At 63.5% G+C, this 22,393-nt stretch carries 19 protein-coding genes; 12 read left to right on the top strand and 7 right to left on the bottom strand.

Annotated elements, in window-relative coordinates:
• Position 1: 1 nt before the first annotated feature.
• The gene (locus ACUN9Y_RS19260) at positions 2-1,177 is read right to left on the bottom strand and encodes a 1-acyl-sn-glycerol-3-phosphate acyltransferase (RefSeq protein ID WP_445462352.1); all 1,176 of its coding nucleotides are present in this window, start codon (positions 1,175-1,177) and stop codon (positions 2-4) included.
• Positions 1,174-2,124 carry a recombination-associated protein RdgC gene (locus ACUN9Y_RS19255; RefSeq protein WP_445462351.1) on the bottom strand — a complete coding sequence of 317 codons (951 nt, stop codon included), beginning with the start codon at positions 2,122-2,124 and terminating at the stop codon, positions 1,174-1,176. Before ACUN9Y_RS19255 ends, ACUN9Y_RS19260 begins: the two co-directional genes overlap by 4 nt.
• Positions 2,125-2,433: 309 nt before the next feature.
• Between ACUN9Y_RS19255 and ACUN9Y_RS19250 the strand changes: the two genes are divergently transcribed.
• The 8 genes from ACUN9Y_RS19250 (at position 2,434) to ACUN9Y_RS19215 (ending at position 13,699) form a co-directional block, all read left to right on the top strand.
• The gene (locus ACUN9Y_RS19250) at positions 2,434-2,874 is read left to right on the top strand and encodes an acyl-CoA thioesterase (protein ID WP_445462350.1); all 441 of its coding nucleotides are present in this window, start codon (positions 2,434-2,436) and stop codon (positions 2,872-2,874) included.
• 109 nt (positions 2,875-2,983) lie between these two features.
• Complete coding sequence (gyrA, locus tag ACUN9Y_RS19245; protein WP_445462349.1) at positions 2,984-5,746, top strand: DNA gyrase subunit A; 2,763 nt, start codon at positions 2,984-2,986, stop codon at positions 5,744-5,746.
• Positions 5,747-5,764: 18 nt separating this feature from the next.
• The gene (gene serC / locus ACUN9Y_RS19240; RefSeq protein WP_445462348.1) at positions 5,765-6,868 is read left to right on the top strand and encodes a 3-phosphoserine/phosphohydroxythreonine transaminase; all 1,104 of its coding nucleotides are present in this window, start codon (positions 5,765-5,767) and stop codon (positions 6,866-6,868) included.
• Between the two features lie 13 nt (positions 6,869-6,881).
• Positions 6,882-7,976: a prephenate dehydratase gene (gene pheA, locus ACUN9Y_RS19235; protein ID WP_445462347.1), complete on the top strand. Its 1,095-nt coding sequence runs from the start codon at positions 6,882-6,884 to the stop codon at positions 7,974-7,976.
• A gap of 2 nt (positions 7,977-7,978) precedes the next feature.
• Positions 7,979-10,381 (top strand): bifunctional prephenate dehydrogenase/3-phosphoshikimate 1-carboxyvinyltransferase, encoded by a 2,403-nt coding sequence (locus ACUN9Y_RS19230; protein ID WP_445462346.1) that lies wholly within the window; start codon positions 7,979-7,981, stop codon positions 10,379-10,381.
• Positions 10,378-11,091 (top strand): (d)CMP kinase, encoded by a 714-nt coding sequence (gene cmk, locus ACUN9Y_RS19225; RefSeq protein WP_445462345.1) that lies wholly within the window; start codon positions 10,378-10,380, stop codon positions 11,089-11,091. Before ACUN9Y_RS19230 ends, cmk begins: the two co-directional genes overlap by 4 nt.
• Before the next feature lie 178 nt (positions 11,092-11,269).
• Entirely contained in the window at positions 11,270-12,952 is a 1,683-nt protein-coding gene (gene rpsA, locus ACUN9Y_RS19220; RefSeq protein ID WP_445462344.1) for a 30S ribosomal protein S1, read from the top strand.
• Between the two features lie 363 nt (positions 12,953-13,315).
• Positions 13,316-13,699, top strand: coding sequence for a histone-like nucleoid-structuring protein, MvaT/MvaU family (locus tag ACUN9Y_RS19215; RefSeq protein WP_445462343.1), 384 nt, complete (start codon positions 13,316-13,318; stop codon positions 13,697-13,699).
• A gap of 1,322 nt (positions 13,700-15,021) precedes the next feature.
• On the opposite strand, the gene ACUN9Y_RS19210 is transcribed toward ACUN9Y_RS19215, so the two are convergent.
• Positions 15,022-15,828: a helix-turn-helix transcriptional regulator gene (locus ACUN9Y_RS19210; RefSeq protein WP_445462342.1), complete on the bottom strand. Its 807-nt coding sequence runs from the start codon at positions 15,826-15,828 to the stop codon at positions 15,022-15,024.
• 394 nt (positions 15,829-16,222) lie between these two features.
• On the opposite strand from ACUN9Y_RS19210, the gene ACUN9Y_RS19205 reads away from it, so the two are divergent.
• Complete coding sequence (locus tag ACUN9Y_RS19205) at positions 16,223-16,492, top strand: hypothetical protein (RefSeq protein ID WP_445462341.1); 270 nt, start codon at positions 16,223-16,225, stop codon at positions 16,490-16,492.
• A gap of 554 nt (positions 16,493-17,046) precedes the next feature.
• Here ACUN9Y_RS19205 and ACUN9Y_RS19200 read toward each other — a convergent pair.
• From ACUN9Y_RS19200 to ACUN9Y_RS19185, 4 genes are all read right to left on the bottom strand, one after another.
• Entirely contained in the window at positions 17,047-17,922 is an 876-nt protein-coding gene (locus ACUN9Y_RS19200; protein ID WP_445462340.1) for a DNA replication terminus site-binding protein, read from the bottom strand.
• Positions 17,915-18,151: a DNA gyrase inhibitor YacG gene (gene yacG, locus ACUN9Y_RS19195; protein WP_445462339.1), complete on the bottom strand. Its 237-nt coding sequence runs from the start codon at positions 18,149-18,151 to the stop codon at positions 17,915-17,917. The genes ACUN9Y_RS19200 and yacG overlap by 8 nt, the downstream gene beginning before the upstream one ends.
• 72 nt (positions 18,152-18,223) lie before the next feature.
• Positions 18,224-18,850 (bottom strand): dephospho-CoA kinase, encoded by a 627-nt coding sequence (coaE, locus tag ACUN9Y_RS19190; RefSeq protein WP_445462338.1) that lies wholly within the window; start codon positions 18,848-18,850, stop codon positions 18,224-18,226.
• Positions 18,851-18,862: 12 nt separating this feature from the next.
• Entirely contained in the window at positions 18,863-19,714 is an 852-nt protein-coding gene (locus ACUN9Y_RS19185) for a prepilin peptidase (RefSeq protein WP_445462337.1), read from the bottom strand.
• Between the two features lie 147 nt (positions 19,715-19,861).
• Between ACUN9Y_RS19185 and nagZ the strand changes: the two genes are divergently transcribed.
• The 3 genes from nagZ to ACUN9Y_RS19170 all read left to right on the top strand — a co-directional run bounded on the left by nagZ (position 19,862) and on the right by ACUN9Y_RS19170 (position 22,385).
• Positions 19,862-20,875, top strand: coding sequence for a beta-N-acetylhexosaminidase (nagZ, locus tag ACUN9Y_RS19180; RefSeq protein ID WP_445462336.1), 1,014 nt, complete (start codon positions 19,862-19,864; stop codon positions 20,873-20,875).
• Between the two features lie 93 nt (positions 20,876-20,968).
• On the top strand, positions 20,969-21,547 hold the full coding sequence (locus ACUN9Y_RS19175) for a hypoxanthine-guanine phosphoribosyltransferase (protein ID WP_445462335.1): 579 nt from the start codon (positions 20,969-20,971) through the stop codon (positions 21,545-21,547).
• A gap of 94 nt (positions 21,548-21,641) precedes the next feature.
• Positions 21,642-22,385, top strand: a complete 744-nt coding sequence (locus tag ACUN9Y_RS19170; RefSeq protein WP_445462334.1) for a GNAT family N-acetyltransferase — start codon at positions 21,642-21,644, stop codon at positions 22,383-22,385.
• The last annotated feature ends 8 nt before the right edge of the window (positions 22,386-22,393 follow it).

Here is a 22,393-nt window from a genome sequence, read left to right as displayed (position 1 = left end):
GTCAGTCGCTCCTGGCGCAGTGCAGAACGGGGTTGGCGTACTGCCTCAGCCACCAGCTGCGCAGGTCGTCCGGCACCTCCGCCAGACGGGCGCTGAAGCGGGCACGGTCGGCCTCGGTCACTTCGCCAAGATCGAGAAGCTCCGGCGACTCGCCGAGGGCCTCGAGCGCCAGATAGTGGCTCGGGAACAGGTGGTAGCCGCTCAGCACCTGACGATCGATCTCGTCGGCGACCGCGTCCGGGGTGTCGAAGCTGGCGTCCAGCGGTGTGCCGAAGCGCAGGTGGACGCGGCCCTTGTGGCCGGTGATGCCGGCAACGATGGAACTGATGTCCTCGAATTCGCTCTTCTCGTAGCCGCCGTCTTCCTTGAGCGCCTTCAGTTCACGTGCCTTCTGGACATCACACGGATCGTACTCATAGCTGATCGATACCGGCACCAGGCGCAGCTCGGTGATGGCCTCGCCCAGCGGCGCCTTACGGTTCTCCGCGCGGTGGGCCATGGTCATCATCTTGATGATCGCCGGGTCCGTGACGTCGATGCCGTCCTTGGCCCGGCCTTCGCGCTGGGCCATCCAGATCGAATGGTTGTCGCCCTGGATGGAGTGGCGAATGTAGCTCGAGAGGTTCTGGTAGGCCGCCAGCATGGCGCGTTTGCCCCGGGCGCTGCGCGGCACGATGAAGCTCTTGTTGAGGCGCATCAGGTCGGTGACGTAGGGCTTTTTCAGCAGATTGTCGCCGATGGCGATGCGCACCGTATCGCGACCGGACAGATACAGCGCGTAGTTGACGAACGCCGGGTCCAGCGAGATATCCCGGTGGTTGCCGATGAACAGGTACGCGGTGTCCTTGTCCAGCGCATCCAGGCCGTCGACGCGAAAGTCGTCGGTGGAGGTGCGCAGCATGCGTTGCATGTAGGCGGCGATGCGCTGCTGGAAATCGCGCACCGTGGTCACGCCACGGGTTTCGCGCTTGATCACCAGGCTCGCCAGGCTGCGCGACAGCCGCGGCATCAGCCGCGACATGCGTGGCAGCCGGTACCGGGTCAGGGCGCCCAGCAGCTCCTTGTCTTCCGACAGGCGAGCCAGAGTGGCGGCGACCTCATCATCCTGATACGGACGAATGTCATGCCAGGGGTCTTGGCTCGCGGTGTCGCTTGCGGTGTCGATGGTCGGTGTCATGAGGATGTCGCAAAGGCAGCGGTGGCCGGGTCGGAGGCGCTCTGGGCCTCGCCGCCGAGCCATTCGATCAAACGATCAACGCTCTCGCCGAGGCTCTGGGCCATGAGCAGGAAGTCGGTTTCCAGGCGCACGATGGCGTCGTCACCATCCTCGGTCTGGTTGGCTTCCTCAATCAAGGCATCATCGAAGGACAGGGATTTCACGGCGAGATCGTCGTGGAGCACGAACGTGAGGCGGCCCTCGAGGCCGAGGGCCAGCTTGCTCGCCTGGCGTCCACTCTCGAGCAGGCGCTGGATGTCGTCGCTGTCCAGATCAACCTGGCGGGCGCGCAGCACGCCATCGTCGCCCTTGGCCTTGAGCTCGACCTGATCCCCCATCAGCATGTCGGCGGGACGCGAAGCCTCGTCGTTCAACCAGGTGGTCATGGCGCGCATCGGCAGCGTCTGGGCCGCCAATGGCGTCACCTTGAGGCTGCCGAGGGTTTCACGTAGCAGGTCCAGCAGCTCCTCGGCGCGCTTGCGGCTGGAGCTGTTGATGGCGATCAGGTTGCGCCGGCTGTCCCACCACAGATCGGTCTTCTGACTGCGCACGAAAGCGCGCGGCAGCAGCTCCTCGTAGACCTGCTCCTTGATCGCCTGCTTTTCCTGGCGACGCAGCTTGCGGCCTTCCGTGGCTTCGATGGTCTCGGCGCGCTCCTCGACTTCTTCGCGCACCACCGAGGCGGGCAGGATGCGCTCCTGGCGCAACGCCGTCATCAGGCGCTGGCCTTGAAGCTCGTGCAGGTATTGGGTCCCGGCACGCCCGGCCGGCGTCGTCCAGCCGATGCGGCGCGCCTCGGCGCCGCCGAGGGGGCGAAACGCCTGTTCGGCCAGGGCGCTCTCCAGGCTTCCGGCGTCGATGTCACTGCCGCCGTGCAGTCGATAGAGGTGCAAGTGCTTGAACCACATGAAGCATTTCCCGGGTCTGAAAGGACGCACATTATGGACAATGGGCGTCGCAGGTGCCAGTCGGTGCGCGTGGTTTATGACCCTTTCTCAACGCTATATCGGCGGAAAGTGGCATAAGACAAGTTCAAACACTAGTTTGAATGTGGTTGACTGGGTCGGTCAGGATCATCACACCTGGTGTTTTTTGCGACGGACGGCGAGGGCCCGCGGGGCACAATCTGGCGCCTTGTCGGGGCCCGGGGGTTCGCCTTGCGCTGCGCCAGCACGGGGTCTTGTACATAACGATGGGTTATCCGATGGAGGAACGACATGGAACGGCACCAGCACGACGTGAAATCCCATATCACTTGCACCGAGCTGAGGGTGCGCGGCTATCACCTGGATGGCTACGGCCACGTCAACCACGCGCGTTATCTGGAGTTCATGGAGGAGGGGCGCTGGGACTATTTCGACAAGTCGCCATCGCTGATGGCGCAGCTTAGCACTGGCGACGTCGCCTTCGTCGCGGTGAACCTGAATATCGATTACCGCCGGGCGGCCGTGGGTGGCGACGACCTGAAGGTCCACACTCGGCTGTCCGAGCTCGGCTCGCGCAGTGCCAAGATGACCCAGGACGTGGTGCGCGCCCGCGATGGCAAGGCCGTGGCGAGTGCGGTACTGACGTTCGTGCTGCTCGATGTGGCGTCTAACAAGGCCGTCGCCATCGAGGGTCGGCTGCGTGACGAGCTGGCACCGTTGGTCACGCCGTAGACGCTGCCCGTTTGGGTGCATCGGTGGTATGCTATGGCGCTGTATTTGTGCGCCTTGTCACGGCCACGTGACGCGCCTACCTGCTGCTGTGCAAAGGACTTGACGACCCATGGGTGACATCGCCAAAGAGATTCTGCCAGTCAATATCGAGGACGAACTGAAACAGTCGTACCTCGATTACGCGATGAGCGTGATCATCGGCCGTGCGCTGCCGGATGTGCGCGATGGCCTCAAGCCGGTGCATCGGCGCGTACTGTTCGCGATGCACGAGCTGAGCAACGACTGGAACAAGCCATACAAGAAGTCGGCCCGTGTGGTCGGCGATGTCATCGGTAAGTATCACCCCCACGGTGACAGTGCCGTGTATGACACCATCGTTCGCATGGCGCAGCACTTCTCGATGCGCCATGTGCTGGTGGACGGTCAGGGCAACTTCGGCTCGATCGACGGCGACAACGCCGCCGCGATGCGTTACACCGAAGTGCGCATGGCCAGGCTCGCCCACGAGCTGCTGGCGGACCTGGAGAAGGACACCGTCGACTGGGTCGACAACTATGACGGCACCGAGCGCATTCCCGACGTGCTGCCGACCAAGGTGCCCAACCTGCTGATCAATGGCTCGTCCGGCATCGCCGTCGGCATGGCCACCAACATTCCGCCCCATAACATGATCGAGGTGATCAGCGGCTGCCTGGCGCTGATCGACGACTACACCCTGACGGTCGATGACCTGATGGAGTACATTCCGGGGCCCGATTTCCCCACCGGCGCCATCATCAATGGCCGTGCCGGCATTCTCGAGGCCTACCGCACCGGCCGGGGACGCATCTATGTGCGTGCCCAGCACACCATCGAGCACCACGACAAGTCTGGCCGTGACCACATCATCGTCACCGAGCTGCCCTATCAGGTGAACAAGGCGCGCTTGATCGAGAAGATCGCCGAGCTGGTCAAGGACAAGAAGATCGAGGGGATCGCCGAGCTGCGCGACGAGTCCGACAAGGACGGGCTGCGCGTGGTCATCGAGGTCAAGCGCGGGGAAAGCGGTGAGGTGGTGGTGAACAACCTGTTCGCCCAGACCCAGCTGCAGAACGTCTTCGGCATCAATATGGTCGCGCTGGAAGACGGCGAACCGAAGATCATGAACCTCAAGCAGGTGCTTGAGGCCTTCATTCGCCACCGTCGTGAAGTCGTCACCCGGCGTACCCTGTTCGAGCTCAAGAAGGCGCGCGAGCGCGGCCATATCCTCGAAGGCCTGGCCGTCGCCATCTCCAACATCGATGAAATCATCGAGCTGATCAAGGCCTCGCCGAGTGCGGCGGAAGCCAAGGAAAAGCTGCTGGCCAAGCTGTGGCAGCCGGGCCAGGTCACGGGAATGCTGGAGCGTGCCGGCGCGACCTCGTGCAAGCCTGAGGAGCTCGAGGAAGGGTTCGGGCTCGATCAGGCCGGTCGTGAGTACCGTCTGTCGCCGGCCCAGGCCCAGGCCATCCTGGAGCTGCGCCTGCATCGCCTGACCGGTCTCGAGACCGAAAAGTTGCTCGATGAGTACCTGGCGATTCTCGAGAAGATCGCCGAGCTGATGGCGATACTGGCCTCGGCAGAGCGCCTGCTCGAAGTGATTCGCGAGGAGCTGACCGCGGTGCGCGACCAGTTCGGTGACGAACGTCGCACCGTGATTCAGGCCAGCCATCTGGACCTGTCCATGGCCGACCTGATCGCCGAAGAAGACATGGTGGTCACGGTGTCCCGCAGCGGCTATGCCAAGACCCAGCCGCTGTCGGACTACCAGGCTCAACGTCGCGGCGGTCGCGGCAAGTCGGCCACCCAGATGAAAGACGAAGACGTCATCGAGCACCTGCTGGTGGCCTCGACCCACGATACCGTGCTGCTGTTCTCCAATCGCGGCAAGGTCTACTGGCTCAAGGTCTACGAGATGCCGGCGGCGAGCCGTGGCTCGCGGGGCAAGCCGTTGGTCAACCTGCTGCCGCTGGACGAAGGCGAGTCGATCAACGCCATCCTGCCGGTCAACGAGTACGACCCCGAGTGCTACATCTTCTTCGCCACCGCCAGCGGTACGGTGAAACGCACCAGCCTCGAGCAGTTCTCGCGCCCGCGCAGTGTCGGCCTGATCGCCATCGATCTCGATGAAGGCGATCGTCTGATCGGCGCCGCCATCACCAAGGGCGACGATCATGTCATGCTGCTGTCGTCCAACGGCAAGGCGATCCGCTTCGAGGAGACCAACGTGCGCGCCATGGGCCGCACCGCCCGCGGTGTTCGCGGCATGCGCCTGCTCGACAATGCCGAAGTGATCAGCCTGATCATTCCGCAGAGCCAGCAGATCGACGCAGATGCCGAGGGCGGCGAGCAGGGCGAGGCCGAGGGTAGCGAAGTGGTGTCGTCCAGCGACGGCCAGATCTACATTCTTACCGCCAGCGTCAATGGCTACGGCAAACGCACGCGTCTCGAGGAGTTTCCGCTGCGCGGGCGTGGCGGCCAGGGCGTCATCGCCATGCAGACCAGCGAGCGCAACGGTGACCTGGTGGCGGCGATGCAGGTCTACTCCAGCGACGAGATGATGCTGATCACCGACCGCGGCACCCTGGTGCGCACCCGGGTCGAAGAAGTCTCGACCACCTCGCGCAACACCCAGGGCGTGATGCTGATCCGCCTCGGCGAAGCCGAGTCCCTGGTCAAGACCGTGCGCATCGACGAACTCGACGAAGACGAGGTTCTCGAGGGCGAGGCGAGCGAGGTCGAAGGCGAGGCTGGAGAGGCTGGAGAGTCTTCCGGCGAGCAGGCAAGCGGCGCTGAGGCGGACTCTGACGCCGGTTCTGTCGGCGACGCCGATACCCCCGATAACGACGAATAGACGAAAGACTGGACACCGATGACACGTCACTACAACTTCTGCGCGGGCCCCGCCGCGCTGCCGACCGCGGTGCTGGAGCGTGCCCAGCGCGAGATGCTCGACTACCAGGGCCGTGGGCTCTCGGTCATGGAGATGAGTCACCGCTCCGACGAGTACGTGGCGATCGCCGAGAAGGCCGAGGCCGATCTGCGCAGCCTGCTGGCGGTGCCGGACAACTATCGGGTGCTGTTTACCCAGGGCGGGGCGACCCAGCAGTTTGCCGCTGTGCCGTACAACCTGTTGGGGCAGGGCGGCACGGCGAACTTCGTCGAGACCGGGATCTGGGGCAAGAAGGCGATCCAGGAGGCTCGCCATCTGTTCGGTGGCGCCCATGTTGCCGCGTCCAGCGTAGCTAACGGCCATACCGCGGTGCCGAGTCAGGAGGCGATCCTGTTGTCGGACGACGCCGCCTATCTGCACGTGACGCCCAACGAGACGATCGGCGGCCTGGCCTACGACTACACGCCGCGCGGTCTGCGCGCCGATGGTGTCGAGGTGCCGCTGGTGGCCGATCTGTCATCGACGATCCTGTCCGGCCCGCTCGATGTCAGCGACTACGGGATCATCTATGCCGGCGCGCAGAAAAACATCGGGCCGGCCGGGCTGGTGCTGGTGATTGTGCGCGACGACCTGTTGGATCGGGCGCGCGGCGACATGCCGACGCTGTTCAGCTACCGCGAGCTTGCCGCGGCTGGTTCGATGATCAATACCCCGGCGACCTATAGCTGGTATCTGGCGGGGCTCGTATTTGAGTGGCTGAAGGACGACATCGGTGGCCTGGCGGCCATGGATGCCATCAACGCGCGCAAGTCCGAGAAGCTCTATGCGGCGATTGACCAGAGCACTCTGTACAGCAACCCCATCGCGGTGGCCAATCGCTCACGCATGAACGTGCCCTTCGTGCTGGCCGATGAACGGCTGGACAGCGACTTCCTGCGCGAGGCCGACGCGGCGGGGCTGTTGAACCTGAAGGGCCATCGTAGCGTCGGTGGCATGCGTGCAAGCCTCTACAATGCGGTGCCCGAAGCCGCCGTGGATGCGCTGGTGGCCTTCATGGCCGATTTCGAGCAGCGGCGAGGATAAGAGGACAGCGAAGATGAGTGAGTCGGATAAGCCAAACCTGTCGGCGCTGCGCCAACGCATCGACGATATCGACGGCGAGATTCTGCGGCTGATCAGCGAGCGCGCGCAGTGCGCGAGCGACGTCGCCGTGACCAAGACCGCCAGCGACCCCCAGGCGGTGTTCTATCGTCCCGAGCGCGAAGCCCAGGTGCTGCGCCGGGTGATGGAGATGAACAAGGGGCCCCTGGACAGCGAAGAGATGGCGCGCCTGTTCCGCGAGATCATGTCGGCGTGCCTCGCGCTCGAGCAGCCGATCAAGGTGGCCTACCTGGGCCCCGAGGGCACCTTTACCCAGCAGGCGTCCCTGAAGCACTTCGGTGAGAGCGCCATTAGCCTGCCGATGGCGGCCATCGACGAGGTCTTCCGCGAGGTCGAGGCGGGGGCGGTGAACTACGGTGTCGTGCCGGTGGAGAACTCCACCGAGGGCGTAATCAATCACACCCTCGACTCCTTTATCGATTCGGGCCTGCATATCTGTGGCGAGGTGGTGCTGCGCATTCACCACCACCTGCTGGTGGCCGACTCGACGTTGAAAGACAAGGTGTCGCGCATCTATTCGCACCCGCAGTCCTTCGCCCAGTGTCGCAAGTGGCTGGACGCGCACTTTCCCCATGCCGAGCGCGTGCCGGTGTCGTCCAACGCCGAAGCGGCGCGCATGGTCAAGTCCGAGTGGCACAGTGCGGCGATTGCCGGTGATATGGCGGCCAAGCTCTATGGGCTTAGCCATCTGGCCGAGAAGATCGAGGACCGTCCCGACAATTCCACGCGCTTTCTGATTATCGGCAATCAGCAGGTGCCGCTGTCGGGCACCGACAAGACCTCGCTGGTGGTGGCCATGCGCAACCAGCCGGGGGCGCTGCACGATCTGCTCGAGCCGTTCCATCGGCACCAGATCGACCTGACACGCCTCGAGACGCGGCCGTCGCGCACCGGGGTGTGGAACTACGTGTTCTTCATCGATTTCGCCGGCCATGTCGACGAGCCACGCGTCGGTGCGCTACTCGAGGAAGTGCGCCTGCGCGCCTCGGAGGTCAAGGTGCTGGGGTCCTACCCCCAGGGGGTCCTGTAGGCATGTCGGCAAGTGAGTCGACAACACCGTTGGTATCCCAGGGCACGGGTTCCGGCATCCCGCCAGGCTCTCGCGTCGTCATCGTTGGTCTGGGCCTGATCGGCGGGTCGCTGGCCGCGGCCCTGCGCGAGGCCGGTGTCGGGGGCTCGGATGGTAGCGTCATCGTCGCCAGCGATCCCGACGGCGAGGAGATTCGGCGCGGCCAGGACATGGGCCTGATCGACGCCGGCAGCACCTCCCTGGCGGGCGTCATCGACGCTGCCACGTTGGTGGTGCTGGCGGTCCCGGTGATGGCGATGCGCTCCGTCATGGTCGAGCTCAAAGCCCTGTTGCACCGGGCCGATGCGAGGGTCGTGATCACCGACGTCGGCAGTACCAAGGCCGCCGTGCGCGACACCGCCGTCGAGGTGTTCGGCGAGATGCCCTCGCGGCTGGTGCTGGGGCATCCCATCGCCGGCTCCGAGAAGAGCGGTGTCAGGGCGTCCATGGCGAGCCTGTACCACAATCACAAGGTCATTCTGACTCCGTGCGAGAACACCGCGCCGGAGGCTCAGGGGCTGGTCGAAGGCCTATGGCGCGCGGCCGGAGCCGAGGTGTTGATCATGGACGTGGAGCGCCATGATCAAGTCCTGGCCCGGACCAGCCATTTGCCGCACCTGTTGGCCTTTTCCCTGGTCGATACCCTGGCGCGCCAGGACGAGCGATTGGACATCTTTCGCTATGCCGCCGGCGGGTTTCGCGACTTTACGCGCATTGCCGGCAGCGATCCGGTGATGTGGCGTGACGTCTTTCAGGCCAACCAGGGTGCGGTGCTGGAGGCCCTCGATGACTTCGAGGCGGGGCTTTCGCGCCTGCGCCAAGCGGTGACGCAGGGCGATGGCGATGCCATGCTGGGCATCTTTGACCGCGCCAGCCATGCGCGACACTACTTCGATTCTCTGCTCAATCAGACCAGCTATCAGGCGGAATATCAGATGCAAGAGACAGCCAAGCTGCGTTACCGGGTAGCGCCCGGCGGCGGCGTTACCGGGCGTATCCGCGTTCCCGGCGACAAGTCCATCTCCCATCGCTCGATCATGCTCGGCGCGCTCAGCGAGGGCGTCACCGAGGTCTCCGGCTTTCTCGAGGGCGAGGATAGCCTTGCCACGCTGCAGGCCTTCCGCGAGATGGGGGTGACCATCGAAGGCCCGCACCAGGGGCGGGTGGTCATCCACGGCGTCGGCATGCACGGTCTGAAGAAGCCGGCGGGTCCGCTGTATGTCGGCAATGCCGGCACCGCCATGCGCCTGTTCTCGGGTCTTCTGGCGGGCCAGGCCTTCGACACCGAGCTCACCGGTGACGCCTCACTGACGCGCCGCCCGATGGGGCGCGTGGCCGATCCACTGCGCCAGATGGGGGCCGTGATCGACACCGCCGAGGGAGGGCGTCCGCCGCTCAAGATCAAGGGCGGTCAGGCGCTCAAGGGCATTCGCTACGACATGCCCATGGCCAGTGCTCAGGTCAAGTCGTGCCTGCTGCTTGCGGGGCTGTTTGCCGAGGGCGAGACCCGAGTGCGTGAGCCGGCGCCGACCCGCGATCATACCGAGCGCATGCTGACAGGCTTTGGTTACTCGGTGGGTCGCGACGGCGATACCTGCTGGCTTCGTGGCGGGGGCAGCCTTACCGCAGGCCCGATCGACGTGCCTTCCGATATCTCTTCGGCGACCTTCTTTCTGGTGGCGGCGGCGATCACGCCGGGATCCGATCTCGTGCTCGAGCACGTTGGCGTCAACCCGACGCGCATCGGTGTGATCAATATTCTTCAGGCCATGGGGGCCGATCTGAGGCTCCAGAACTCGCGTGAGGTCGGCGGCGAGCCGGTGGCCGATCTGCATATTCGCTATGCACCGCTCAAGGGTATCGACATCCCGGTCGATCAGGTGCCCTTGGCCATTGACGAGTTTCCGGCGCTGTTCATCGCCGCCGCTAACGCCGAGGGCATCACGCGGCTGCGCGGCGCCGATGAGTTGCGGGTCAAGGAGTCCGACCGGCTCCAGGCCATGGCCGATGGCATGACCACGCTTGGTATCGACAACACGCTTTATGACGACGGTATCGACATCGTCGGCCGCGGCGAAGGCGATGGTGGCGTCGGTCCGAGCGGTTCGCCGAGCTATTCCCCGAGCTATTCCCCGAGCTATTCCCCGAGCTATTCCCCGAGCTATTCCCCGAGCTATGGCGGTGGACGCATCGACAGCCGCGAAGACCATCGCATCGCGATGGCCTTTACCATTGCCGGGCTGCGGGCCTCGGCGCCTATCGAGGTGGACGATTGCGCCAACGTGGCGACGTCGTTCCCGACCTTTCTCGATCTGGCGCGTCGCGTCGGGTTGAGCCTGGAAGAAGAGCGACAGGAGGGCGCATGAGTGTCGATTCCCACGCCAGCGCCACCAACGCTGCGCCGGTGCTGACCATCGATGGGCCCGGCGGGGCGGGCAAGGGCACGATCAGCCGGCTGATCGCCGAGCGCCTCGGCTGGCACCTGCTCGATAGCGGCTGTCTGTATCGCCTGACGGCGCTGGCGGCCTTGCGGCGCGATCTGGCCCTCGACGACGAGCCGGCGATCGCCGCCGTGGCGGCGTCGCTGGATGTCGTCTTTCGCATCGAAGGCGCCGAGACCGCCGTCGAGCTCGAGGGCGAGATAGTGACCCGCGAGATTCGCACCGAGCAGGTCGGCGACAGCGCGTCGCGTGTCGCCGCGTTGCCTGCGGTGCGCCAGGCGTTGCTGCAGCGCCAGCGCGACTTTCGCCAGGCCCCCGGGCTGGTGGCAGACGGCCGCGACATGGGGACCGTGGTGTTCACCGATGCGCCGTTGAAGATATTCCTCACCGCCAGCGCCGAAGAGCGAGCCAAGCGGCGCCACTTGCAGTTGCGGGAGGTGGGTGTGGGTGCTAGTCTATCGAGTCTTTTAAACGAGATTCAGGCACGCGACGCTCGTGATACGCAGCGTAGCGTGGCCCCGCTGGTCCCCGCCGATGACGCCATCGAGCTGGATACCACGCGCCTGAGCATACCGGAAGTGGTGGATCGGTTGACGGAGTGGCTGGCCCAGAAGGGCCTGGTTGCCTCGCGCTGAAACCTCCTTGCGGAGTCCCCGGCAAGACGTCATGACGTGCCCGAGCCCATTTTTCACAGCTAGCTCGGTCAGGTCTAACCAGCGCCAACGTCCCCGGGGTATTCGGAAATGGCCCGCACTCGCTGGTGGTGCGGAGAAGCGGCCCTGCCGCACTCAACGTTGATCACGTAGGAACATCATGAGCGAAAGCTTTGCTGAACTGTTTGAACAGTCTCTCCAGGACATCAACATGGAGCCGGGCGCCATCGTCGCGGCGACTGTCGTCGACATCGAAGGTGACTGGGTTACCGTCAATGCCGGCCTGAAGTCCGAAGGTCAGATTCCCGCCGCGCAATTCCGCGACGACAACGGCGAGATGAACATCGCCGTCGGTGACGAGGTCCACGTGGCTCTCGAAGCCGTGGAAGATGGCTTCGGTGAGACGCGCCTGTCCCGCGAGAAGGCCAAGCGTGCCGAAGCGTGGAAGGTGCTGGAAGCTGCCTTCGAGAAAGAAGAAATCGTCAAGGGCGTGATCAACGGCAAGGTCAAGGGCGGCTTCACTGTCGACGTCGACTCCATCCGTGCCTTCCTGCCCGGTTCTCTGGTCGACGTTCGTCCGGTGCGCGACACGACGCACCTGGAAAACAAGGAACTCGACTTCAAGGTCATCAAGCTCGACCCGAAGCGCAACAACGTTGTCGTTTCTCGCCGTGCCGTTCTCGAAGCCGAGAACAGTGCCGAGCGTGAAGCACTGCTGGCGACCCTGCAGGAAGGTCAGCAGATCATCGGTATCGTCAAGAACCTGACCGACTACGGTGCCTTTGTGGACCTGGGCGGCGTCGACGGCCTGCTGCACATCACCGACATGGCTTGGAAGCGTATCAAGCATCCGAGCGAAATCGTTGCCGTTGGCGACGAGATCAACGTCAAGGTGTTGAAGTTCGATCGCGAGCGTAACCGCGTATCGCTGGGCCTGAAGCAGCTGGGCGAAGATCCGTGGGTCAACATCAAGGATCGTTACCCGGAAGGCATGAAGGTTCATGCCCGCGTCACCAACCTCACCGACTACGGCTGCTTCGCCGAGCTGGAAGAGGGCGTCGAGGGTCTGGTTCACGTGTCCGAAATGGACTGGACCAACAAGAACATCCATCCGTCCAAGGTGGTTCAGGTCGGTGACGATGTTGACGTCATGGTGCTGGATATCGACGAAGAGCGTCGTCGTATCTCCCTGGGTATCAAGCAGTGCACCGCCAACCCGTGGGAAACCTTCAACGCCCAGTTCAACAAGGGCGACCGCGTTGCCGGTACCATCAAGTCGATCACCGACTTCGGTATCTTCATCGGTCTGGACGGCGGCATCGACGGCCTGGTTCACCTGTCCGACATCTCCTGGACCGAGACTGGCGAAGAGGCCGTGCGCAACTTCAAGAAGGGCGACGAAGCCGAAGCCGTCATCCTGTCCATCGACCCGGAGCGTGAGCGCATCTCGCTGGGCGTCAAGCAGCTGGACTCCGATCCGGTCGCCGAGTACCTGTCCGTCAATGACAAGGGTACCGTCGTGACTGGTCGCGTCGTCGAAGTCGATGCCAAGGAAGCTCAGGTTGAGCTGGCTACCGACGTCGTCGCCGTGCTCAAGGCGTCCGAGATCAGTGCCGATCGCGTCGAAGACGCGCGTAACGTGCTGAACGAAGGTGACAGCGTCGAGGCCCGCATCATCGGTGTCGATCGCAAGAACCGTCAGATCGCCCTGTCCGTGAAGGCCAAGGACCAGGACGACACCCGTCGCAACATGGGTAAGCTGCGTGAACAGCAGGAATCCGAAGGTGTTGGTGGCCCGACCACCATCGGTGATCTGATCAAGCAGCAGATGGGTCAGGACTGATCGATCGACTGACTCGCGAAGGGGGTGACGTTACCCCTCGCTGAAGACGCCGCCCCTCGGGGCGGCGTTTTTTTTGTCCTGCCTTTGCAGACGCGGGTCGAAGTGCGGGAGACGCTGTCGATAAGATTGCCGTCTCCCACTATTGTTTAGGCGTCGGCCTAGGCGGTGAGAGAGTGGGATGGTGAGTAGAGGAGAGGAGCGGGAAGTCTGGTTGCTGTAGAGAACTGTGCGGTTGTGAAGAGTTGCGTCGTAATGAAATGGAAAAGTCCAAACTTAAGCTATCTTAATAATGGCTGTGTTGCTTAATGGGTTAATTGGCGCAATAATGGCCCGGCATCCTACATTCAATTTCAGGAATAATCCATGTCATCACTGTTGAACGACTACATGCAAATGGAGCAGCAGCTCCAGCAACTTCAGTCAAAGCTCGACCAGCTCCAGAACGATGACCGTCTCAAAGCGGAACTCGAGTTCAAGGATAAGCTTGAAGTGCTGATGCGTGAGTTCGACAAGAGCGCGGCAGACGTGATCGCGTTGCTCGACCCAAAGCCGGCTTCCGGTGCCGCCAAGGTCGCCACCAGCAGCACCGGCGGTAGCCGCCGCAAGCGTAAGCTCAAGATCTACAAGAACCCGAATACCGGTGAAGTCGTCGAGACTCGCGGCGGTAACCAGAAGACCCTCAAGGCGTGGAAAGAAGAGCACGGCTCCGAGACCGTCGAGTCCTGGCTGGTGCGCGTCGAGGAGTGATCGCCTCGGGTTGGGTGCGGGTTGCAAGGCGGGTCGACCGCCATGCGATGTTCGCCTGACCCGGGTTATGGCTGATCCTTGTCGTAGCGGATCGTTGCTGTAGCTGATCGTTGCTGTAGCGGATCGTTGCTGTAGCTGATCGTTGCTGTAGCTGATCGTTGCTGTAGCTGATCGTTGCTGTAGCTGATCGTTGCTGTAGCTGATCGTTGCTGCAGTAGGCCGTTGGTCGACCGCCGGGCAGCCGTCAGGCGCCCGGCGATCATCGGCCACCCCTTGGCGCAGGGCGACGTGTGTGGGCGTTTCTGTGTTTGCTGTCTGAACGTTGTGGCGCTTGGTCCACGGAGCACGTTGGTGAGTCGCTTTCATTGACAGCCTGACTTTGCCGGGTAGACCACGCGCCAGGTATTGTGAGCACAAGGGATTGGGGCGCGAAGAGGCGCCAAGGCGCTTTTCGACCGTTTTCCAGAGCGGTTCGGCCCACGGTTCTGCATTGCCATCGTTCGGTTCCGTCACACTCTCGGACGATTACCGGGAGATGATGTTTTATTATTAGTTTTTACTTATCTTGTAGTCAGATTGCGACAATGATGTCTTCGGCGCACGATGGCTGAGCGTTATCAAGGTTTGTGCGAGTGGGTCTTTTACCACAGGGGTTGCCAAACGGGCTATCTCAGCCCCATCGTTAGGGGTTGTAAGCGGGATCAAATGAGCTAACGCCTGCCCGTCAGCCGTGGTGATTACGCGCACGTGCCGGCAGCTTATCTTCGCCAGAGTGGATGGTCGGCGAGTTCATCGTAAATGAAAAAGTGCCGTGGTCACTCGGGCTCCGGCTATTTATCGGGAGGTCAGGCAGGGCGCGCCGGGTGTATTCGACCGTGTTAAGTCCGTTCCTGACGGTTAAGCCGAGCCTGGAAGATATCTTGCTGGCAGGTGGTCGATACAAGGACATCCGGGAGCTTCGATACATTCTTGTCTGGTAATCTGTCGCAGGACAATGATTGGCGAAATCAGCGGTAAGCCAGATTGGGTTCGGGGCGGGAATAGGGCTCGATGGCGGGTCGTTGTCCGGGCCATCAAACTGCCTGCGAAAGGCAGGCGGGGCTAGGGCGTGAAGCGGAGCTCGCATGGTGTACTGGCTAGCGGCATTCGGTATGCCTTGCCGCCGGGCTATGTAAAGGGCTATGTAACGGGCCATGTAGCGGACCATGTAGGGAGGTTGGACCTGGCCCTGATCCAGGCGTCGGTCGCCGGCGCGAGCATCGACGCCTAGGTTGGGCCCGGCCCGTGCAGGCTAGGCACGGACAGGGCGTTGGCGCGGGGTGTCAGTCGTCTTCCAATAGCGGCAGGCGCAACTCCAGTCCATACTTGCTCTTGACCAGTTGCGGGGCTTCACCGCTGAGGTAGACGCCGTGTTCGGACAGGCCGCGGCAGGCCATGAACAGCATGGCGCTCGTCAGATGAGAGCTGTCCTCGAGCGCGATACAGGCGTGGCGTTGTGCCGGCATCATTACCAGGCGGAAGGGTAGCGGCAAGGCCAGGCGATGGGCGTGTTCCTCGTCAACGTGGACGCCAAGATCGATACGCGGTGCTTCGCTGGCCAGCGGGTGGTCGTGCAGAATCGCGATCGGTGCAGCATTGGTGAGTCGGGCCGGCAGGTCGTAGGCGCCATCGGCGTTGCGCTGCCAGTTGTCCAGGTTCTCGATGATTTCCGGCGGCTGGTACAAGCGGGTCACCGCGGCGCGGCGCAACGGCAGGTCTGCCATCTTGACCGAGAAGTGCGGTAGATTGTGACGCTGGCGGTAGAGCTCCAGGCGCTGGTTCTGGCGGTATTCCCGCGGGGCGACCCGGTAGCGGCGTTGGAAGGCGCGAGTAAAGGCAGAATGATTGCGATAACCGCAGCGACGTGCGATATCATGGACGCCGTGGGGAGTATGGATCAGCAACCGTGCGGCCTTCTCCAGGCGCAGCATGTCGCGATACGCGCTCGGTGAAATACCGAAAGATTGGCGAAACCGACGCCTGACTTGCGAGGACGAGTATCCCATTCGGGTTGCCAGGTCTTCGATGCTGAGCTGACTGTCCAGCGTTTCCTGCAACCAGATTTCTGCGCGCATCATCTCATTGAACATGGTCGTGCCTCCCTGAACCAGTAACAATCTTGTGACCTCAGGATGAGGTCTTGGCCGCTAGAGCCAGGCGATGTTGCCCTTGGTGGCTCTTACAGGCTGTCTCCCTGACGGCCCGGCCAGGCCAGTAGTGATTAGGTTTGTTTCGTACGGATACATCCTGTTACTTAGTTATGCAGTGTAGGGCGTGTTGATGGCAAGTTCAATGTGCCGTTTTGATCGTTTGTGCACAAAGAATCAGCCCTGTAATTCATATGTAGAATATTGTTTTACAAAGAAAAGATGTCGTTTTTCTCACTTTGAGAGGAAAACAGGGACGCAATCATCTATGCTCTCTTTCATTCCGAATGACGTTAACGACCGGTAACAAATGAAATCTCAAAATTCCCAAAAGCCTATGGACGAACGCGAAAAGTTACGTAGATTCCGCGAGTTAGACGATGCCTTCGCCGAGGCATTGCGCGGTCTTGAGAACCCCGAAGCCGCCGCGGAGATCCCTACGGGACCGCCCGTGCGGTCCCTCGAGCGCCAGGAGGAAGACGAGGCCCGCGAACGCCACCAGAACTTCGAGAAGCGTCTCCAGGCCTTGATGCAAGAATATGCTCAGCCCGCCGACGAGGTGTCACGCCTGGTCCAGACGCTGAAATCCTTAGGTCGGATCGCCTGATCGGAATGCCACTCATCGACTTGCCCTTGACCCTCGTCAAGGCTGGAGGGCCTTCCGCCGTGGCTTCAATTCGAGGCGACACAGTCCCTCTCCATTTTTGCTGTAACGAAACAGTATGGGGGCAGGTCGCGCTGTAACTCTGTCGGCTTGTTCGCAGCTTTACTGACGTGATGGCTGCATCGATGTAAGACGCATCCTATCTTCCGTTGGGAGAAAAGCCGCGCCTTGTCGCCGGAGGCGTCATCGTGGACGCGCCGGCGACTGTCGGGGGGCGTGGGGGCGAGTCATTCCGGTCGCGATGGCGCGATCGGTTAGGCGTGGCGTGAGGGTCGAGGCGACGCCGGGCCGCCGGGCCGCCGGGTGCCCGGGCAGTCATCGGCGTGTCGCGATGACGGCGCTACGGCGAGCGGTAACGATAGATGCAGGCTGTGAAAGGCGCGATCGGATAGGCGCGATCGGATACGCGTGTCGCGATGACGGCGCTACGGCGAGCGGTAACGATAGATGCAGGCTGTGAAAGGCGCGATCGGATACGCGTGGCGCGATGGCGGGCGCTACAGCGAGCGGTAGCGGTAGACGCGAAGACTCGGCAAAAATGGCGTCTGCTCAAGGCGTTCGTCGCTGCGCTTGGCGCGTAGGCGCTGAGGCGGAGGGGTAGCCGGTGGTTGGTTGTAGTCAGGGAGACGTCGCGACGTCGTGGGGACGAACAGCGGCAAGGCCACGTTCATGGCTCGGCGCTGACGGCCGTCGCCCAATGGCTCCGTATAGAACAGGTTGGCACGCATCAGGGGGGCCTGGGTCTGTACGCGAGCCAACGGTTCGCTCGAAGGGATACCCGCCAAGCGCTTCAACTGGATGCGGATATGGGGCGCGTCGCTATCCAGCGCCAGCAACCTTTGTTCTGCTTCCTGAACCGATAGCCGCGTGATCGAGCGGCCGCTCGCATACCACGCCATTCTGACCCGCGCGACCGGGGCCTCTGCCACGGGCAGTGCTCGCCAGCACTGTTTCAGGTGCAGCCGGGCGAGCCCCGTGCCCTTGAGATGGGTGTGAAGCTCCGGATGGCGGAAGGGGAGCACTGCCTTGATTTCGGGGATCAGGCCGGGGCTGTCTTGGCGAATGTTGGCGATGATGCCGGCGAACACCTCCTTGTACTGATTGACCCTGCCGGCCTGAGCCAGGGTCGCCTCATCCGCCGCGACGATGCCGATATGGCTGGTGGTCGCACGGCCATCCTGGCCGTCCTGGTACCAGACATCGAGCAAGGCATGGCGTAGCCAGTCGGCGGATGCCTGGCCGTCACCGAACCGCCAGGCGGGTAGTGCGCTTGCCTGCCAGGTGTCAACCAGCGCTGCCACGGCGTCGAGAAGGTCGTCGAAGGCATGCTCCAATTCGGCGAGCAGGCGATAGGATCGGGTGCCTTCAGCCATTGAGGTGGGCGTCCCGCTCGGCCTGGGCCACCCATTCGTCGATGCTCGATTCGTCCATCGCCGGCTCGCCGGCGATGCGGTGGGACTCATCGGCCCAGGCGCCCAGATCCAGCAGGCGGCAGCGATGGCTGCAGAAGGGCCGATGGGGATTGTTCTCGGACCAGGCCACGGCGGTCTTGCACTGGGGGCAGGCTACCTGGAGGGGACGTTGGGCGCCTTGTTGGCTCATGGATATCCTCTTGCGCTCTTCTCGCGCTCATGCGGTCGTTGGGGGCGGACGGATACGAACAAGCATGCCCGATCAGGTGGCGTCGGGCAAAGTTCCGGCGCCGTGAGCGAGGTGCCGATAGTGCCGGTCCAGTGTGACCACCTGGGCCTCGAGCGAGGCCAGGTCACCATCGTTGACAATGATCTCATCGGCACGCTCCAGGCGCTCGTCGCGGGGCATCTGGGCTCGGACGATGGCCGCAGCCTGGGCCTCGTCGACCCCATCCCGCGATGCCGTACGGCTTAGCTGGAGCGGCTCGGGCACATCGATCACCAGACAGCGCTCGACCAGTTGCGACTGGCCGGATTCGAACAGCAAGGGGGAGACCAGCAGCACGTAAGGTGCGTCGCCGCTCTGCAGTTCGTTCAGACGCTCTTGCAGGCGCTGACGTATGCGTGGATGCGTGACGCCTTCCAGCCAGCGGCGCTCGGCCGGATCGGCGAACACGATAGCGCGCAGCGCCGAACGATTCAGGCATCCATGGTCGTCGATGACGGCTTGCCCGTGGCGAGCGATGATCTCAGCAAGGGCAGGCTGCCCCCGGCCGACGACGTCGCGTGCGATGTCGTCGGCATCGACCCAGGGCACGCCCAAGGCACCAAACAGCCGCGCGACGGTGGATTTTCCGGAGGCGATGCCTCCCGTGAGTCCGATGATCATGGGATTCCCTCCTTAGCCGATCAGCGATAGATAGCCTGCCATCAGACCCTCGCCGGCCAGTAGCGCCAACCAACCGGCGATGGCGAGCCAGGGCCCGAACGGCAGCGGTTGCCCGCGAAGCCGCGGCACCAGCGTCTGCAAGGCGAGGCCGCAGAGGGCCCCGGCGCCGGCAGCAATGGCCATGACCAGCGGCAGGGCTTGCCAGCCTAGCCAGGCGCCGAGGGCGGCAAACAGCTTGAAGTCCCCGTAGCCCATGCCATCGCGCCCACTGATCAACCGAAACAGGGTGGCGAAGCCCCAGAGCACGCCGTAGCCCAGCATCGCCCCAATCACCGCAGACGGCAGCATCAAGGGGGAGAAGAGTAGCTGGTAGGCGAGTCCCGCCCACAGCAGCGGCAAGGTCAAGGCGTCCGGCAGCAGTTGGGTGCGCAGGTCGATGATGGCCAAGGCCAGCAGCGTCATGCAGGCAGCGTAGAGCCACAAAGCGGAGAAGGTGATGCCGTGCAGGGCGACGATGGCAAGCGCCAGGACGGCTCCCGTCAGCTCGATCAGCGGGTACTGAACGCTGATGCGGCCGGCGCAGCTGGCACAGCGACCGCGTCGCTTGAGCCAGCCGATCAGCGGCAGATTGTCGTGCCAGGCGATGGTTGTTTCGCAGCGGGGGCAATGCGAGCGCGGCCGAGACAGCGTCATCGGGGCGACGGTGTCGTCGTCGAGCTCGAGGGCGGCTCTCGCCTCGCTTCGCCAGCGCTGCATCAGCATCACCGGAACGCGGACGATGACGACGTTGAGGAAGCTGCCGAAACATAGACCGAGAATGAGGACCAGGACGATGCTGAGCGGGTTGAGGTCGGTGGCCGACAAGAGAAACTCCCGAATTGGCGTAGGGGCGCTATTCTAACGACCATGCTTGACGTTGTCTGGCCCCCTGCCGGCGGTCTGGGCACGGGGTGTCCCGAGCCACGACTTTGGTCTAGAATCGTTCCCCTTTTTCCCGATCAGGTACGCGACATGACCCAGATGCTCGGACCGGTGATGCTGGATCTCGAAGGTCAGGAATTGACGGCCGACGAGCGGACGCTGCTCCGGCATCCCGCAGTGGGCGGGGTAATCCTGTTTGCACGCAATACCCACGACGCGGGCCAGGTCCGTGACCTGTGCCGTTCGATACGTGAGCTGCGCCCGGACTTGCTGCTCGGCATCGATCAGGAAGGCGGGCGGGTGCAGCGCCTGAAGCGCGGCGTCACGCGCCTGCCGTCGATGTCGCGCCTGGCCAGCGGTTACCACGACGCTCCCGAGGTCACGCGCCGTTTGTGTCAGGATGCCGGTTGGTTGCTGGGGATGGAAATGGCCGCCTGCGGGCTCGACCTGAGCTTCGCGCCGGTCCTCGATGTCGACATCGGCCTTTCGTCGGTGATCGGCGATCGCAGCTTTTCCTCGGACCCGGCCGAGGTCGCTGCCCTCGGCGGTGCCTTCGTCGATGGCCTGCACGAGGCCGGGATGGCCGGGATCGGCAAGCACTTCCCCGGGCATGGCGGGGTCGCCGCGGATACTCACCATGGCACGGCAGTGGACGAGCGTGATCTCGCCACATTGCGTGCCAGGGACCTGATCCCCTTTGCCGAGCTGGCGACGCGGCTGGACGGCGTCATGCCTGCCCATGTGGTGTATCCGGCGTTCGATCCGCGTCCAGCGGGTTTCTCGCCGTCCTGGCTTGGCCTGTTGCGTGAGAGCCTGCACTTCAAGGGAGTGATCTTCTCCGACGATCTGAGCATGGCCGGCGCCCACGTCGTCGGCGGCCCCGCCGCACGTGCCCAGGCGGCCCTGGATGCCGGATGCGATATGTTGCTGATCTGCAATGACAGGCCTGCCGCGGAGCAGGTGCTCGAGGTGTGCGCCGAGCGCACCTCGCGACGCCTGTCGCGCCTTCGCTATGGTCGGGCGCGGCCGGACCTCGATGCCCTAGTGGCACTCTCTCGCTGGCGTCGCGTGCATGCGCGCCTCGAGGCCCTGGGGGACGCTTGATATCGCGCTCACCGCGCGGCCGTCACTTGCAGGGGCGGCGCGGTGAGCATGGCCCCCGCACGCCCTGGAACCCACACCCGAGCCCTTTATTCTATGCCTAAACTCGACTCCGTCAGCCAGCCCGACCTCAACCATATGCGCGAGGTGATGGACAGCGCCGACTGTCTGATCTCCCACGATGAGGTGGAGCATGCCCTCGATCGCATGGCCGACGCGATTACCCGTGATCTCGGCGATAAGTTGCCCGTGTTCTATTGCGTGATGAACGGTGGCCTGATCACCACCGGCCATTTGCTGCCACGCCTGGGGTTTCCGCTGGAGGTGGATTACCTGCATGCCACCCGCTATCGTGGCAAGACCCGCGGCGGTGAGCTGTTCTGGCGCGTGTCGCCGGAGATTCCCATGGCCGGGCGTCACGTGGTCATCGTCGATGACATCCTCGACGAAGGGGCGACCCTGGCAGCCATCCTGGCCTATTGCCGCGAGGCCGGCGCCGCAAGCATTTCCACCGCCGTGCTGGTCGACAAGACCCACGACCGCAAGGCGGTGCCGGGGCTCAAGGCCGACTACTGTAGCCTGGAGGTCGCCGACCGGTATGTGTTTGGCTTCGGCATGGACTACAAGGGCTATTGGCGCAACGCGCCAGGGATCTTTGCTCCGAAGGGGATGTAGGGCCGCCGCTTGGGCGGATTCATGCGCACAAGGCCAGGCCTGGGGGCGGGGTAGTGGTCGCCCAGGCTCAATCGCTGTCGGCTCGGGGGATGCCATGGACGTTTCGTCGCAGGTCAATCGGTTTGGTCAGTCCGTCGGGGACGCGATCGATGGGTGGGGAGGCGCGGTTGCGCCTTCGCCGGTTGTGTTATCCGGACGCTTCTGTCGGCTGGAGCCGCTCGATGCCGAACGCCATGCCGATGCGCTGTTTCAGGCCAATGCCGCTTGCGTGGATGATCGCGATTGGACCTACCTGCCGTATGGGCCTTTCGGCGATGCTGGTGAGTATCGGCAGTGGGTCGCAAAGGTGGCTGCGCTGTCGGACCCACTGTTCTTTGCCATCGTGGATGTTCGAGACGGGCATCGGGCCGTGGGGGTCGCGAGCTTTCTGCGTATTGCCGTGGACGCGGGGTCTGTGGAGGTGGGGCACATCAAGTTCTCCCCCTTGCTCCAGGCCAGGCCCGCGGCCACCGAGGCCATGTATCTGCTGATGAGGCATGCCTTCGCGCTCGGCTTTCGGCGCTATGAGTGGAAATGTGATGCGCTGAACGCCGCCTCGAGGCGTGCTGCGGAGCGCCTGGGGTTCGTTTACGAGGGCCTGTTTCGCTGCGCCTCGGTGGTCAAGGGGCGCAATCGCGACACCGCCTGGTACTCGGTGGTGGACACCGAGTGGCCCAGACTCGAAGCGGCCTTCAAGGCGTGGCTCGCTGAGGACAATTTTGCTGCCACAGGCGATCAGCTCCGGCGCCTTGAAGCACTGAGAGGCGTTCAGGACGAGCGGGGCATGGCGCTAGACTGAGGCCTGGC

This window comes from Halomonas sp. V046 (assembly GCF_052645355.1).
Note: the sequence above shows the minus strand (reverse complement) of the source record. Positions and strands in the feature narration are given on the sequence as shown.